Source organism: Nocardiopsis salina YIM 90010 (genome assembly GCF_000341025.1).
GTDB lineage: Bacteria > Actinomycetota > Actinomycetes > Streptosporangiales > Streptosporangiaceae > Nocardiopsis > Nocardiopsis salina.
This window is the reverse complement of the sequence record NZ_ANBF01000185.1, coordinates 1-15,756: the sequence shown is the minus strand read 5'-3', so window position 1 is coordinate 15,756 and position 15,756 is coordinate 1. Positions and strand designations below refer to the sequence as shown.

Genomic DNA, 15,756 nt, shown 5'->3' with positions numbered 1-15,756 from the left:
CCCGGTGTCGGCGGCCAGGACGGTTTCCTGAATTCGGTCGTTCCCCCAGCGTCCGGCGACGGGATGGGTGACGACGAGGGCTTCGGCGCGGTGGTGACGTCGACGGCGACTTCGTGCTCGGGGAGGAGCCCAGGACCAGGTCAGCCGAGGCGGTCGATCTCTGCCAGGTCCTCGGGTGACAACAGCAGGACCTCGCCGAGGTCCGGCGCATACCCGGTGACCACGTCGCCCTCGGGGTGCACCGCCAGGTTGATGGCGACGTCCCCGATCTCGGCGTCTACTTCCTCGTCCTGCCCCTCGTCCGAGGTGTGGTCGAACTCCCAGATGTAATAGTGGAAATCGACGCTGTCGTCGTCCTGCTCCTCGGTGAAAGCCGTGTACAGAAGGCCGGCCGGTTCGTTGTAGATGAACTCCCGCAGCTCCCCGTCGTGGTCGGCGTCCTCCGGTGGTTCGAACAACCACCCTTCTCCGGTGTCGGCCACGAAGTCGTAGTGCAGGACTCCCTCCGGAAGGAAGAAGACCACCTGTCCGTCGCCGGGGAGCTGGACTGCCTGGCCGATGTCCACGCCGAGGCCGTCCTGCGCATGAACGATGTCTCCGGTCTCGGTGTCCCAGATCCGGGCGGTGTCGATGGAGTCGACCCCGGCCACGTGGGCCCCGTCGGGTGAGTGGGCGAGGCTGAGCACGTTGCCGGGATCGTCGTGGACCACGACCGTCTCGCCCGTCTCCAGGTCGATGTCGTAGGTCCCGGCCTCGGCGTCGAACCCGAAATCGGCGACCGTCAGGGTGCGACCGTCGGGCGCGAAGGAGATCTCCTTGATCGACCGACCCTCCGCGTACACGGTGAGTTCCCCCGTCTCCAACGAGTGCACCCGCGCGCCGTCGTCGGTCGCCCAACCGATGAAGCAGTCGTTGGGGCTGAAGAACGCCGCACCTTCGTCCCCTTCGTTCCTGGGATCGTCGATGAACGCGACTTCTGTGCGCTTCTCCCAGTCCCAGAGTGAGACGCCTTCGGTTCCGGTCACGGCCAGGACCGACCCGTCGTGCGAGAACTCGCTGTGCACACGGTCCGAGTCGGAGCGAACGGTCGGCGTCCCCGACGCCGCCTCGGTGAATTCGTCGGCGAGGTGCTCGGTCGGGTCGCACTGGTCCCGCTGCGGAGCCTCGTCCTCCCCGTCGGCGGCCTGGGTCTCTTCGGCGGGCGCGAAGGGGTCGGCGACGCTCCAGTACCCGAACCCGGCGACCAGGCACAGCGCCATGGTCGCGGCTCCGGCGACCAGCAGCCCTCGGGTCCTGGTCCCGTTGCCGGACAGTGTGCGCACCCTGTCGTAGTCGGCGGCCACCCGGGCGACGGCGGTTGCCGCGTGCGGGGGCAACCACTGTTCGGCGTAGGTGGTCGGGTCGACGGGCCCGCCGAGGCTCTGCAGTGCCTGGGAGGCCGTGGGTCGTCGGGCGGGGTCCTTGCCGAGGCAGGCGGCCACGAGCGGCCGCAGCTGCGGGGGGACCCGGTCGAGTTCGGGGTCCAGGTTCTCGGCCCGGTACAGGACGGAGGAGGGATGGCCGTCGCCGAAGGGCCCCGACCCGGTCAGGGCCCAGACGAGGATGCCGCCGAGCGCGAAGACGTCGGCCGACGGTCCGGCCTGATCCCCGCGGGAGGCCTCGGGTGCCATGTAACCGGGGGTCCCCGCCAGGGTCGAGCCGTCGCCCTGGTGGCCGTCCTCGGCGGCGCGGGCGATGCCGAAGTCGATGACCTGCGGACCTTCGGCGGAGACCATCGTGTTGGCCGGCTTGAGGTCGCGGTGGGCCAGCCCCTGGGCGTGCACACCGGTCAGGGCCTGGGCGATCGCGCGCGCGAGGTAGACGGCGGAGGGTTCCGGTAGCGGTCCGTTCTGCTCGACCAGGTGCTGCAGCGAGGGGCCCTTGACGTAGGCGGTGGCCAGCCAGGGGCGTTCGCCCGAGGTGTCGGCGGCGTACACCCGCGGGATCCCGGGTCCGTGCACACGTCGGGCGGAGGCGAGTTCGCGGGCGAAGCGTTCGCGGAAGTCCGGGTCGTAGGCGTACTCGGCCTTGACCACCTTGACGGCGGCCGGGTGGTCGTCGCGGTCGAACCCCAGGTAGACGCGGCCCATCCCGCCGCTGCCGAGCAGGGCGGTGATGCGGTAGGGGCCGATCCGGGCGGGATCGTCGTCAGCGAGGGAGTGCATGGGGATACTCGGTTTCTGGCACAGGGGACGCAGACGCAGCTTACTGCCCGTCTATTTCGTCCGATTCCACGGAGGCGCACGTGGTTCACTCGATCCGGTGGGTGTCCAGGAGTGTGTCCGGGTCCAGGAAGAACAGAGTGTTCCCGCGTTCCCCCCACTCACTGGCCACGATCGTCCCGTCGCCGGGGTGGACGGCCACGCGCCCGTGCAGCAGGGTGTCCCCGTCGCTGAGTTCCCCGCCCCCGTCCAGGTCCCACATCCGGCCGCCCGCGTCCTCGTCGGGCTCGTTCCGGGTGCTGCTCGACATCAGGCGGCTGCCGTCGGGGGTGAACACGAGGTCGGCCACCCCGCCCTCCGCGGGAAGGCCGAACTCGTCGACGACCTCCGCCTCCTCCAGGTCGTACAGGTCGACCGCGGACCTGTCGTCGCGGTACACGGCCATCAGCGAGCTGTCGGCGGAGAACGCGGGGACGAAGGCCGCGTTCCCCGTGTCGGGGGCGTCGCCGTCGAGAGCCTCCTCGGGGAAGGCCGCCACCCGCTCCCCGCTGTCGACCTCCAGGAGTTCGGTGTGGGCCGGACGTTGGTCGTGGATCACCGCCGCGTGGGAACCGTCGGGTGCCAGGAGGATGCTGACGATGTCCTCGGGGTGGTCGTCGACCTCCGTCTCGAGCACGAGGCCCTCGTCGCCCTCGGGCCCGCTCCAGTCCCACACCTTGGCGACGCGCCGCTCCTCGTGCCGTTCGACGAAGGCCACCAGGGTCTCGTCCTCCGCGAGGGATACGGAGTCGTAGCCGAGCACGTCCTCCGCCTCGGGCGAGGTGTAGGTGACGGACGTGTCCGCGCGGTGGTCCTCGTGGACCTCCACCCCGTCGTCGGATCCGAGCGCCGCCACGCCGTCCCCGGTGAGGTCGTAGGAGTCGGGAGGGGTGTCCCAGGTGTCGAGGAGCTCACCCTCCCGCCAGTCCCATTCGGTGAGGTTGTCCGAGGTGAGGACCTTGAGCACGTCGCCGTCGGGTGTGAAGTGCAGGCCCCGCACGTGCCCGGGGATGTCGGGGTGCCCGGGCGGTTCCGAGGGGGCCTCCTCGGCGGCGTCCCCGCCCGCGGCCTCCTCCCAGGGGCGGACGAGCGCGAGCCCTGTCCCGGCGATCAGCACCAGGGCGCCTGCGGCGGCGCCGGCGACCAGAGGGGCGCGCGAACGCCGTGCCGCGGGGGCGGGCGGCGCGACCGGTACGGAGCGCATGACGTGGTGGGCCCGCTGCTCCCGGGCGCCGATGTCGCGGTGCACGGTCTCGGGCAGCCACCCGTGTTCGGCGGAGGCCGCGCGGGCGAGCTCCGGGTCGGCCAGGACCTCCTCGGCGCCGGGGCGCCGGCGCGCGTCCTTGGACAGGCAGCGCTCCAGTGTGCTGCGGAGCGCGCCGTCGGGAACCCCGTCGAGGTCGGGTTCTTCCCGGACCACGCGGCGCAGCACCCGCGAGGGGGACCCGCGCCCGAAGGCGGGGCGGCCCGTGGCGGCCAGGACCACGACGGAGGCGAGTGAGAACATGTCGCTGTGCGGGCCCTGCTCGTGGCCCAGCACCGTCTCCGGGGCCGCGTAGGCGGGGGTGCCGAAGGCCTGGCCGGTCCGGGTGAGGACGGTGCCCTCGACGGCGCGGGCGATGCCGAAGTCGATGACCTGGGGGCCGCGCGGGGACAGCAGTACGTTGCTCGGTTTGAGGTCGCGGTGCATGATCCCGGCAGCGTGCACGGCCCGCAGTGCACGGGCCAGCCCGAGGAGGAGGACCGGCAGGGAGTCCGGGGGAAGCGGGCCGTCCGCGGACACCGCCTGTTTCAGGGTGGGCCCGGGGACGTACTCGGTGGCCATCCACGGTGCCGGGTCCTCGGGGCCCGCGTCGACCACGGCGGGGGTGAACGGTCCGCGCACGGTGCGCGCGGCGTGGACCTCGCGCGCGAACCGGGCCCGGAAGTCGGTGTTCCTGGCCAGGTCTCGGTGGGCGACCTTGACGGCGGCCAGACCGTCGTCCGGGGTGCGGGCCAGGTACACCGCGCCCATACCGCCGGCGCCGATGCGTGCCAGGAGGCGGTGGGGGCCGATGAAGGCCGGGTCGGAGGGGGCGAGGGGGTCCATGGCGGCTCCGATGCGGTCCGGGCGGTCACTGGAGGGGGCGGACGGGTTCGTGGGTGTCGGGGTCGACGAGATCCACGCCGCCGTCCGGGGTGATGGCGGCGGCGACCTCTCCGTCGGGGTGGTGGCTCACGGGGCGCGGGAGGTCCTCCTCGTCGGAGAGGGTGCCGCCGGCGCGCGGTTCCCACAGGTGTGCGCGGTGTTCGGCGTCGCGTCCGCTGAATTCGGGGTCGTCCCAGGCCTCCTCGCCCTCGTCCGGGGCGGCCCAGGCGACGTGGACCCGTTCGCCGGACGGGTCGAGCTCCACGTGGGCCAGTTCGGCCCCGTCGGCGGCCAGGAACTCTTCCAGGGCCACGGAGGCCACCTCGGTGCGCTCCTCCAGGTTCCACCGGATGAGCCGTCCGTTGCGCACGTGCAGGAACTCGTCGCCGCCGGGAACGGGGGTGAGGTGGGTGGAGGCGGACCCCTGTTCGGTGACGAGGGCTTCCTCCTCCTCGGGGTCCCACACTGTGATGCCTTCGGCGTCCAGGGCGAGGAGGGTGCCGTCGTCGAGATGGGCCAGGTCCTCGACCAGCGCGCTGCCCCAGGCGGCGGTCGCCTCCCCGTCGGCGAGGTCGACGAGGCCGATCGAGGCCGCGCCCCCGAGCGGGCTCCGGGCCATGCGCATCCCGAGCGCCATGTGGCTCCCGTCCGGGGCGAAGGACACCGAGCCGACCCCGGTGTCGGGGGCGGAGGCGTCGCGCTGGGGCCCGTCGTGCTCGGAGAGGGTGCCGGAGGGGACGTCGACGACGGTGGCGGCGCCGATGAGGGGGTGGTCCCCGCCGCGTTCCTGCGGGGTCAGGACGGCGAGTGTGCAGCCGACGGGGGAGAAGACCGGGTTCCCGTCCTCGTGGAGATCGGAGACGGGCCGGGCGATCTCCTCGCCCTCCCGCCAGTCCCACAGCGTGAGCCCGTGGTTGTTGCTGGTGACGGCGAGCAGATCGCCGTCGGGGGAGAAGGCCGTGGCCATGGCGTCCAGATCCCCGATCCCCTCGGCGGGCGCGTCGAACCCGGTGGCACCGAGGCAGTCGGCATCGGGGTCGGGCGCATCGCCAGCTCCGGGGACGGCCCACAGGGTGATCCCGGCCGCGCAGACCAGGGCGAGCAGCGCCGCGCCCCACAGCGGGGACGGTCGGCGCCGGCGCCGAGCGGGTGCGGCGGTTGTCTCGCCCGGCAGGAGGCGTCCCACGGCCTCGGCGGAACGGGTGACGGCCGCGGCGACACCGGCGGGCCACGGGCCGGGCACAGCGGGACCGCCGAGCATCCTGACGAGGTCTTGTGCGCCGGGGCGCAGGTCGGGGCCCTGGAGAAGGCAGGCGTCGACGAGGGCGCGCAGTTCGGGGGGCACGCGTTCGAGTCCGTCGGGCCCTTCGACCCCGGAGGCCGCGAAACACAGCGTCGCGGCCAGGGCGAACACGTCCGCGGCGGGGCCGCCCCCGCCCTCGGGGGCGGCGGACACGTCTCCGGCCGTGTGACCGTCCGGCCCCGCGGCGGGAAGCGCCAGACCCGGGTCGGCGAGGACGGCCGCGTGCGCGGTGAGCAGCACCCTTCCGGGCCGGACCGACCCGTGGGTCCTGCCTGAGGAATGCAGGTCGGCCAGGCCCTGGGCCAGCGCCAGGGCCAGGGGGTGCAGGGCCCGCACCGGGAGGGCCCCGGACCCGTCCACGAACTCCGACAGTGAGGGGCCCGACGGGCGTGCCACCGCCACCCACGGCGTGGCACGGTCGGTGTCGCCGTCCAGCACGGGGGCCACCCAGGGGCTGTGCGCACCGCGTGCGGCCGCGACCCGCCGGGTGAAGGCCGCCCGGGACCCGGGGTCGGCGGCCAGAGAAGGGCGTGCGACCACGAGCGCGGTCACGGGGCGCCCGGGGGCCGAGGCCAGATACGTGCGGGTCCCGGTGTCTTCGCTCAGGCGGGCGTGCAGCTGGTAGGGGCCGACCCGGGGCGGGTCGTGGGGGTGCAGAGGGTGCATGGCGCCTCGGGGTCGTGGGTCAGCCGAATCGTTCGAGGACGTCGAGGGTCTCGGGGTCGAGCAGGAGGATCTCGACATCGGTGAGGCCGCTCGCGGCCAGCACCTCGCCGTGGGGGTGGGGGGTTATGTCGTCGAAGGCCCTTTCGATCTCGACGCGGTCGGTGAGCACGTCACCCGTCTCGAAGTCCCACATCCCCAGGAAGGACATGATCTCCCCGTCGGGGTCGGAGTCCGACCGGTAGTGGGCGTGGACGATGTCGTGCACCGGGTCGAGGGCGGTGTCGCGGAGCAGGCCCGAGGCCTCCTCCCGGTACGCCCTTTCCTCGAACACGTACGCGAGGGCGTCGCCGCCCTCCAGGAGGTTCTCGTGCACGGGGCCGTCGGCCGTGGCGTAGACGACGTCACCGTCGTCGTTGGGCACGTCGAGGTTGGTTCCGACCCCGGCCACCGCGTCGGGTGCCTCGGCGAGGACCTCGCCCGTCTCGGTGTCCCACATCCACAGCCCTTCGCCCTCGCCCACGGCGACGAGGTGGTCGCCGCCTGGGGAGTAGGCCACGGCGTCGCTGCCGAAGGGGCCCTCGTAGGTCGTGATGTCGCCGGTGCCGAAGTCGACGGAGTGGACCCCGTCCATGATGACGCCGCCGGCCGCCAGGGACGAGCCGTCGGGGGAGAAGTCCAGATCGAACGTGACGTTGTCCTCGAAGAACACCTCGTACTCGCCCGTGTCCAGGGAGTACACGTGCACACCGTCGAAATCGGCGTACCCGATCCGGCAGTCGTCGGGGCTGAAGACCGCTTCGGCGTAACCCTCCACCACGTAGGCGTCGATGAGGGCGATCTCCTCGCCGTTGCGCCAGTCCCACAGGGCGATGCCCTCGCCCCCGCCCACGGCCAGGACCGATCCGTCGTTGGAGAAGGTCGTCGGGGTGCGCCGTTCGTCGGTTCCGGGGATGGTCGGCCGGTCGGCCGCGTCCTCGGTGAAGGTGTCCGCGAGGTCCTCGGCGGGGTCGCACGCCCGCGCGGCGGTGGTCTCGCCGTCCTCGCTGTCGGTTGGCCAGGGTCCGCTGTGCGTTCCGGTCAGAGCGGTTGCCAACAGGGCCAGCGCGAGTGCGGCCGTCGCCGCGCTCAGGGCGTTGCGGCGCCGGAACCCGGGGGAGGCCCGCCCGTGTTCGGTGGTGCGCAGGGTCTGCAGGAAACGGTCCCCCACGGCCTCGGCCGCGGCGGCGCCCGCCGGTGCCAACCAGCCCGAGGGGGCGGGTGCGGGGTCCACGGGGCCGCCGAGGGTGCGCAGGACCTCCGCGGAGGTGGGCCGCCGTTCCGGGTCCTTGTCGAGACAGGCGGCGAGAAGGCCGCGCCATTTCTGCGGCACCCGGCTCAGGTCCGGGTCCTGGTGCTCGGACCTGTAGAGGACGGAGGACGGGTGGCCGTCGCCGAAGGGGCCCGCGCCCGTCAGTGTCCACACGAGGATCCCGCCGAGCGCGAAGACGTCGGCGGGTGGCCCGGGCCGCTCTCCCCGGGAGGCCTCGGGCGCCATGTAGCCCGGTGAGCCGATGATGTGCGTCTCGTCGTTCCCGTCTGCCGTGTGGGAACTGTCCACGGCCCGGGCGATGCCGAAGTCGATGAGGAGCGGGCCGGACGGGGCGGCCATGACGTTGGCGGGTTTGAGGTCCAGGTGTGCCAGGCCGCGCCCGTGCACCTCCGCGAGCGCTCCGGCGGTGGCGCGCGCCGCGAAGAGGGCCGAAGGAGCGGGCAAGGGCCCGGCGGTCTCCACCAGCTCCTGCAACGACGGGCCCGGGACGTACTCCGTGGCCAGCCAGGGCTCCTCGGCCCGGGCATCGGCCGCCAGCACACGGGGTACACCCGGGCCGTGCACCCGACGTGCGAGCTCGAGCTCGGTGGCGAACCCCGCGCGGAACCCCGGATCGTAGGCGTACTCGGGGCGGACGACCTTGACGGCGGCCGGGCGCTCCCGCGCGTCCAAGCCCAGGTAGACGTGCCCCATGGCCCCGGACCCGATCACGGCGGCGATGCGGTAGGGGCCGACCCGGCGCGGATCGTCGCGGTCGAGGGGGTACATCGGGCTCCCGGGGGTCGGAGCTGTGGCGTGTCCGGCCCCACCGTAGCGGCTGCCCGCGGGGCGGGGCGCCCCCGCCGGGGCCGCTGTGTGACGACCAACGCCCTCGAGGATCTTGCTACCAGAGCCGATATCGGCGTTGAAGTCTGCTCCAGTAGCAAGATCCTCGGGGTCAAGGCCGAGTGTTGGTCGCCCAGGCCCAGATGTTGACGTCGGAGTCGACGGCGTACTCGTCGATGCGGCGCAGCTCCTCGTCGGTGAAACCGGGCGCGTCCAGGGCGGCGAGGTTCTGCTCCAGCTGTCCGACGCTCGAGGCGCCCACGAGCGCGGTGGTGACGGTCTGCTCGCCGCGGTCGCGCAGGACCCACGAGACCGCCATCTGCGCGAGGGTCTGGCCGCGCTCCTCGGCGATGGCGTTGAGCCCGCGCACGCGTTCCAGTACCTCGGGAGCGAGCATGTTCTCCCGCCAGCTGGGCCGACCCGTGCCGGCGCGGGAGTCGGCGGGCACACCGTCGAGGTACTTGGAGGTCAGCAGCCCCTGTGCGAGCGGGGAGAAGGCGACCGTGCCCATGCCCTCGTCCGCGGCGGTCTCGAGCAGGCCGTCCTCCACCCAGCGGTTGAGCATGGAGTAGGAGGGCTGGTGCACGATCAGGGGGGTGCCCAGCTCGCGCATGATGCGCGCGGCCTCGCGGGTGGCGGCGGGGCTGTACGAGGAGATCCCGGCGTACAGGGCGCGGCCGGAGGTGACCGCGTGGTGCAGTGCGGTCATGGTCTCCTCCAGCGGGGTGTCCGGGTCCGGACGGTGGCTGTAGAAGATGTCGACGTGGTCCAGCCCCATGCGCCGCAGGGAGTTGTCGAGAGAGGAGAGCAGGTACTTGCGTGAGCCGCCGTTCAGGTGCGGCCCCTTGCCCATGACGTAGCCGGCCTTGGTCGTGATGACCATTTCCTCGCGGTAGCGGGCGAAGTCCTCGGCGAGGATGCGGCCGAAGTTCTCCTCGGCACTGCCCGGGGGCGGGCCGTAGTTGTTGGCGAGGTCGAAGTGGAACACCCCGAGGTCGAAGGCGCGGCGCAGGATCGTGCGCTGGCTCTCGATGGAGCGGTCGCCGCCGAAGTTCTGCCACAGCCCGAGGGAGACGCGCGGCAGGTGCAGCCCGCTCTTCCCGCTGCGCCGGTACTCGGTGGTCTCGTAGCGGTCCTCGTGGGCCACGTAGGGGTCCATCGTCTGCCCTTCCTCACTGGTGCGACGCCGGACCCGGGGCGGGGATCCGGTGCCCGGGGGCGCGAGCGCCCCCGGGAAACACCCGGAAGGTTAGCCGACAGGGCCTGTTGGGTGGCAGGTGACCGGTGGCCGGGCGTTCACCAGGCAGGCCCTAGTCGATCTGCAGCTCGCCCATACGGTCCCAGCCCTCGCCCTCGACCTGGCGGCTGACGATGAGCGGCGTCTCGGCCAGGAGCGGCCTCATGGCCTCGAGGCCGGCACGGAAGTGGTCGCTGTTGACGTGGGCCTCACCCGCGCCGTCCTTGAAGGCCTCGGTCAGGACGAACTCGTCGTCGCGCTCGACGCTGCGGGACCACTCGAACCACAGGTTGCCGGGCTCGGCGCGGGTCGCGGCGGTGAAGTCGGCGACGGCGTCCAGGAAGGTGTCCTTGGCCTCGGGCTTGACCCGGTACTTCACGACGATCAGGATCATGCTCCCCAGTCTCCTCACTGGTCGCGGTGCACGTCAGAGGGCGGGACACGCGCGTGCGCACGGGTGTGCGGGCACAGGTGTCCCGTCTGGCATCAGTCTCGCAGAGGAGGGGAGGCAGAAGCGCCGCCTCGGGCGGCCCGGACGGCGCGGTGATCCTCACACGCCCTGCGGAGCACGTGGGCGCGTGGTGCGCGTCAGGCGGGGACCATGGTGCGCCGGGGTGCGGCGACGGTGTGGGGGATGCGGTACGGGGAGGGCTGGAGAGTCCCGGCGAAAGGGTCCAGCAGCGCTGCGGCGCCGGCGGGGTCACTGGCGGGGTGGCAGAAGGTCTGTCCGAGGTCGTTCCAGAAGAACTGCCCGTCGCGGCACCAGACGTTGATGTCGTCGCGCACGGTCATGACCGTCATCTCGGAGCTGCCGGACCAGTCGAGCCGACGGGCGGCGGTGGGGGCGAGCTGCCCCAGGAGGGCCGTGATGGCCCGCTCAGCGCAGAAGGCGTGGCGGGGCTTGTGCTTGACCCGGCTGGCGAGTGCCGACTTCGCCCGGGTGGACCGGGGGTTGTTCAGACGCCAGTGACTCAAGGTGGACTCCAGGGTTTCTCGGGTACCGCGGCAGGGACCTGTGTGGCCGGCGCCCCGTGGGGCTCCGTTGTGTTGTGTTGCGGCCACGTCACCGCGGTTCGAGCGCCCCCGCCGTGCTGGTGGCCGACGGATCCGCTCCGCAAAGCTTGGTGAGGTTCGAACGGTGTCGTTACCTCGCAGTTATGCTTTGCGCTCCGGATGCTAGCAGTAACTGACCGCCCGGAGTCGAGACTTCTCAATGTGACCCATGTCACTTGCAACGATCCGATCTCATCTGTGTCATTGGGTGTTTGGGCAGCGCAATGCCGTTGTGTCACACGCCTGTACGAAAGATGAGTGCGGGATAAAAACGGGCTCGCCCCGGGGGTCCTGTCGCGAGTGTCACCCGGTTATCGCACCCGGTGTCCCGATTTTGTCGCGTACCGTGACTTTGCGCTGGTGAGAGGGTGCTTGACCGACTCGGGACACCTCGTTGCCCCTCCCCGGACCCGCACGGTCGCGGGCAATCCTGCGGCCGATGGCCACTGCCTCACCCCCGCTTCCCCTCGCGCACGCGCGCGTGGAGGACACTGCCAGAAGGATCGATACGAGGAGAGAAGCGGCCACGTGACACAGACACAGACATCCGACGACAGGATTTCCCGTGGAGGAGGAGCGGTGACGACCGAACCCACGGGCGGCGCCCGCGCGTGGATCGTCTGGGGGGTCGCCGTCGGCGGTTACTTCCTCGCCATGCTCCACCGCAACGGTCTGGGCGTGGCCGCCCTGGAAGCACAGGAGCGCTTCGACGTCGGGCCCGCCCTGCTGTCGATGCTGCCGATGCTGCAGCTCCTCATCTACGTCCTCTTCCAGATCCCCGCGGGCCTGCTCGCCGACCGTCTGGGCCCCCGGTACACGCTTGCCATCGGCATCGGCGCGATGATGCTCGGCTCCGGGCTCTTCGCGCTCGCCCCCAACGCCGAGGTCGCCATCGCCGGACGGTTCCTCATCGGGCTCGGTGACGCCCTGGTGTTCCTCAACGTCATCCGGCTCGCCGCACTGTGGTTCCCGCGCGCCCGCTACGCCCTCGTCAGCGGACTCACCGGTGTGGTCGGCGGCGCCGGGCAGGTCGCCAGCGCCGCACCCCTGGCCTGGGCCCTGGACGGGTTCGGCTGGACCACAGCTTTCATGAGCGTCACGCTGCTGACCGCCGCCATGGCCCTGCTCGTGATCGTCGTCGTGCGTGACCGTCCCGCGGGCGCCGCAGGGCGTTCCACCGTCGCCGACCCCATCCCCGTGTGGGCCGCCCTCAAGGAGGCCCTCGCCGCGCATGGCCCCCGCGTCGGCATGGCCCACCACGCCGCGATCATGGCGCCCTTCACCATGCTCATGGTGCTGTGGGGTTACCCCTTCCTCGTCGACGGCCTCGGGCTGCAGGAGGGCACCGCCGCCTTCACCCTCACGGCCGTCGCCGCCGGACCCCTGTGGATGGCCCCCATCGTCGGGGCCGTGATCGGACGCAGCCCCAACGTGCGCATCGGCCTGGCCCTGACCCTGGGCAGCACCCTGACCGTGGGCTGGCTGCTCATGGTCCTGTGGCCCACCGGCGAGGTCCCCACCTGGCTCGGCCTGGCCGTCATGGGCGCCAGCGCCGTCGGCCAGACCCTCGCGCCCACGATCTCCTTCGACTTCGCGCGCGACGGCATCCCTGCCAGCCGCACCGGCGTCGCCTCGGGCCTGGTCAACATGAGCGGCTTCACCACCGCCGTGGTCTGCACCGTCGCCGCGGGTGCCGTGCTGCAGAAGCTGCCCGACGACCCGGGCGCGTTCCAGTTGGCGTTCGCGCCGATGGCCGTGGCCACCACCGTCGCCACGAGTGTGCTCTTCCTCCTGCTCCTGCGCGGCCGCCGGAACGCGTAAAGCCCGCGGGCACGGGGAGGACGGCCCGGAGGACGACGTGAGACGCGAACACAGGAAGTGGGGATCACGGTGACGTGGGACCACCGCAACCCGCCCGCAGTAGAGGGCAGAACGGTCGCGATCACGGGAGGCAGCTCGGGCGTGGGCCTGTGGACGGCGCTGCGCCTGGCCGAGGCCGGCGCCGACACCGTGCTCATGTGCCGGGGGCTCGACAAGGGTGAACAGGCCGCGGACGCTGTTCGCTCTGCGGTTCCGGGCGCGAACGTGCGCACGGTGCAGGTGGACACCTCCTCCGGGGACTCGGTGCGCGCTGCCGCCGCCGAACTGCGTGCCCTGCCCCGCCTGGACGCCCTGGTCAACAACGCAGGGCTCCTCATCTCCCCGAAGGAACGCCAGGTCAGCGTCGACGGGTACGAGCTGACCCTCGCCACGAACGCGCTCGGGCACGTGCTCCTCACCCGCGAGGTGCTGCCCCAGCTGGAGAAGTCCGGCGACTCGGCGCGTGTGGTGTGGGTCGGGTCGATGGCGGCCAAGTTGACCCGCACGACCCCCGACGACCTGAACCTGGAGCGCGGTTACAACCCCTGGCTGGCCTACGCGCAGTCGAAGCTCGTGATGCAGGCGGCCGCGTTCGAGCTGCACCGCCGCCTGACCGCCGCGGGGTCGCCGGTGCGCAGCCTGGTCGCCCACCCCGGTTACTCCCTGGCGGTGCGCTCAGAGCCCTTGGGCGAGGCCGCGCCCGAACGTGAGCCCACCCCCGCGGAGCTGTTGCAGTACCCCCTCGCGCAGGGCCAGGACGGCGGCGCACTCCCGGTGGTGCGCGCCGCCGTCGACCCCGAGGCGCTCGGCGGGCAGTTCTACGGGCCCCGTGGCGGGCTCAAGGGCGAGCCGGTCGTCGCCGGGGGTGTGGAAGGCGTGCCCGGTGCCGGCCACGGCGGCCTGGGCGGTCCCGGGAAGCTGAGCGTGAACCCGGTCGTGGGTCGGGCCTGCTGGGCCTTCGCCTCCCGGGCCTGGGGGCTCGCCCCGGAGCTGTGAACCGCCCCGGGACACATCTGTCCCAGGTCCGGAGGTACCGCGCCGCAACGCGCGGTGCGGATCAGATCTGCGCACGGCCGGGCGGATGCATGTTCGGGCGCAACGGTTCGATCGATCCCCTGTCCACGAGTGGCCATCTCCCTGACGGCCCCGTCTCCGTTGTGGAGGCGGGGCCCTCTGTGCGTTCCGCCGCAGGTCGCAGCGGTTCTGCTCGGTCACGCCGCGTGAGGTCGGGTCATGCGCTCTTTCGGTTCCACTTGTGATCTGACTCACGGAAAAGCTGAGCGTGAGGGGCTCGTGCGGGCCCCGGGTGCGTCGGCGCTGGTGAGGGCTGTGACGGGAACCGGGTACGGAAAACCCCGCATACACGCTGTAACGGGCGAATCGGTATAACTCACAGGTAGCCCTGTTGTCCCCGGCCGCGCGTGTACCCCGCACGCACGGCCCGACCCCCGGAGCCCCCACCGTGACCGAGCCCCCCGGCGGCCGTCCCACCGAATACCGCGAACGCGAATCCTTCTACGAGCAGACCCAGAGCGTCACCGACGGCGACGACGTCGTCTCTGCCACGGGCATCCTGTCGCTGATGCCCCAGGGGGAACCGGAGAACATCGAGTCCCTCGCCGGTGATCTGCGCACGTACGGGGACACGGTCAGCGAGACCGGGTACGACATCAAGTCGGCCTGGGGCGGGTTGACCAACGCCTACAAGGCCCCCGATCACCAGGAGGAGCTCTACGCAGCCCTCGACCCGGTGGCCGAGGACGGCGACGAGGTGCAGACCGGCACCGACCGGGCCGCCACGGCGCTGGAGACCTTCGCCGGTGAGCTGCAGAGTATTCAGCGCCGGTTCCAGACCCTCTACGACGACGTCAGCGACTTCCGCGAGCGCATCAAGGAGGACGAGGACTGGCAGAAGGGTGAGTGGCTCGGTCTCGTCAAGAGCGACGAGGTCAAGGAGAACGAGCGGCTCATCGAACGCGCGCACGGGCTCCTCCAGGAGTACGCCGACGCGGAGGTGGCCTGCGCCGACGCGATCAGCCGCGGGATCCCGGGGCGGACGCGCTTCGAATCGATGCCCTCGGACGCCGACGACGGTGCCCTGGACGAGGACGTCTTCTACCACGGCTACGAAGGCTCGGTCGAGGACATGGCCGAGGAGTGGGGGCTGAACAGCGCCGACACCGACTACAACTGGCTCGTCGACACAGGTGCTGCCGTCTGGGACCACGGGGTCGGGTTCGTCGAGGGTGTGGGCGGTGCGGTGGGGGCGCACAGCTCCGAGGGCTGGCTCAACGCCTCCTGGGGCGATGCGCTCACCGAGTACCACGGCGACAACATCAAGGAGCTGGCCGGTCTCGCGGGGCTCTACGACCGGGAGAGCGACAGCTTCGGGTGGGCCGGCTTCGACTCGATGGGGGAGAGCTGGAAGGAGCTCGCGCACTCGGTCGTGCCCTGGACGGAGTGGGACGACCGGCCCGGGTACGTCATCACCACCGCAGTGCTCAACACCGTCGGCGTCGTCGGCGGTGCGGCCCTGACCGCGACCGGTGTCGGTGCGGTCGTGGGTGTGCCGCTCATGGCCTGGCGCGGGGCGTCCATGCTCGACGGGATGGGCTCGGGCCCCGCGGCCGGCGGCGACGGTGCCGATGGTGCCGACGGAGGGTCCGGGTCCGGTTCGTCCTCGGGTGGCACACCGGCCGGGGTTCCCGATTCCGGACAGACACCCACCGCCGACGATGCGCAGTCGATCGAGGCGCCGGACGGTGGCTTCTCACCGGATGACCTGCCCGACCCCAGCACCCTTGTCGGGGGCGGGGAGTCCGGTGGCCCGGGCAACGGGGCCGGTGCTGGGGACAACGAGGGGGGTGCGCCCCGCCCGCAGGTCCCGACTGCGGCAGAGGGTTCGGAGTCGCAGCGCCCGAACCGAGGCGGTGGGTCCGGATCCGGCTCCGGGAACCCGGACCCCGAACCGGCCGCGGACGCCGCGCCCGCGGAGCAGCGGCCCGCGCCGACCCCGGCCGAGAGCACGGGTTCCACGGACAGTTCGACCGAGACCGCCTCGGAGCAGGGCTCGGGCAGCTCGTCCGAGAACGCCTCCGAAGGCACCTCGGACAACGCCTCGGAGAGTTCGTCCGA

General features: G+C 72.0%; 9 protein-coding genes and 1 pseudogene. 3 read left to right on the top strand and 7 right to left on the bottom strand.

Annotated elements, in window-relative coordinates:
- Positions 1-140: 140 nt before the first annotated feature.
- The 7 genes from D474_RS0121455 to D474_RS0121425 form a co-directional block, all read right to left on the bottom strand.
- Positions 141-2,204, bottom strand: a complete 2,064-nt coding sequence (locus D474_RS0121455; protein ID WP_026118687.1) for a WD40 repeat domain-containing serine/threonine protein kinase — start codon at positions 2,202-2,204, stop codon at positions 141-143.
- A gap of 85 nt (positions 2,205-2,289) precedes the next feature.
- Positions 2,290-4,329: a WD40 repeat domain-containing serine/threonine protein kinase gene (locus D474_RS0121450; protein WP_026118686.1), complete on the bottom strand. Its 2,040-nt coding sequence runs from the start codon at positions 4,327-4,329 to the stop codon at positions 2,290-2,292.
- Between the two features lie 25 nt (positions 4,330-4,354).
- Positions 4,355-6,337, bottom strand: coding sequence for a protein kinase family protein (locus tag D474_RS0121445; protein ID WP_017615546.1), 1,983 nt, complete (start codon positions 6,335-6,337; stop codon positions 4,355-4,357).
- A 19-nt stretch (positions 6,338-6,356) separates the two neighbouring features.
- Complete coding sequence (locus D474_RS0121440; protein WP_026118685.1) at positions 6,357-8,414, bottom strand: WD40 repeat domain-containing serine/threonine protein kinase; 2,058 nt, start codon at positions 8,412-8,414, stop codon at positions 6,357-6,359.
- A gap of 169 nt (positions 8,415-8,583) precedes the next feature.
- Positions 8,584-9,630: an L-glyceraldehyde 3-phosphate reductase gene (gene mgrA, locus D474_RS0121435; protein WP_017615545.1), complete on the bottom strand. Its 1,047-nt coding sequence runs from the start codon at positions 9,628-9,630 to the stop codon at positions 8,584-8,586.
- 151 nt (positions 9,631-9,781) lie between these two features.
- A complete protein-coding gene (locus D474_RS0121430; RefSeq protein WP_017615544.1) occupies positions 9,782-10,102 on the bottom strand; it encodes a putative quinol monooxygenase in 321 nt (106 codons plus the stop codon).
- A 194-nt stretch (positions 10,103-10,296) separates the two neighbouring features.
- Positions 10,297-10,683: a hypothetical protein gene (locus D474_RS0121425; RefSeq protein WP_017615543.1), complete on the bottom strand. Its 387-nt coding sequence runs from the start codon at positions 10,681-10,683 to the stop codon at positions 10,297-10,299.
- 657 nt (positions 10,684-11,340) lie between these two features.
- On the opposite strand from D474_RS0121425, the gene D474_RS0121420 reads away from it, so the two are divergent.
- The 3 genes and pseudogenes from D474_RS0121420 to D474_RS30590 all read left to right on the top strand — a co-directional run.
- On the top strand, positions 11,341-12,582 hold the full coding sequence (locus D474_RS0121420; RefSeq protein ID WP_017615542.1) for an MFS transporter: 1,242 nt from the start codon (positions 11,341-11,343) through the stop codon (positions 12,580-12,582).
- 69 nt (positions 12,583-12,651) lie between these two features.
- Entirely contained in the window at positions 12,652-13,617 is a 966-nt protein-coding gene (locus D474_RS0121415) for an SDR family NAD(P)-dependent oxidoreductase (RefSeq protein WP_152476973.1), read from the top strand.
- Positions 13,618-14,083: 466 nt separating this feature from the next.
- Positions 14,084-15,756, top strand: a pseudogene (locus D474_RS30590) (hypothetical protein); the annotation flags it as partial.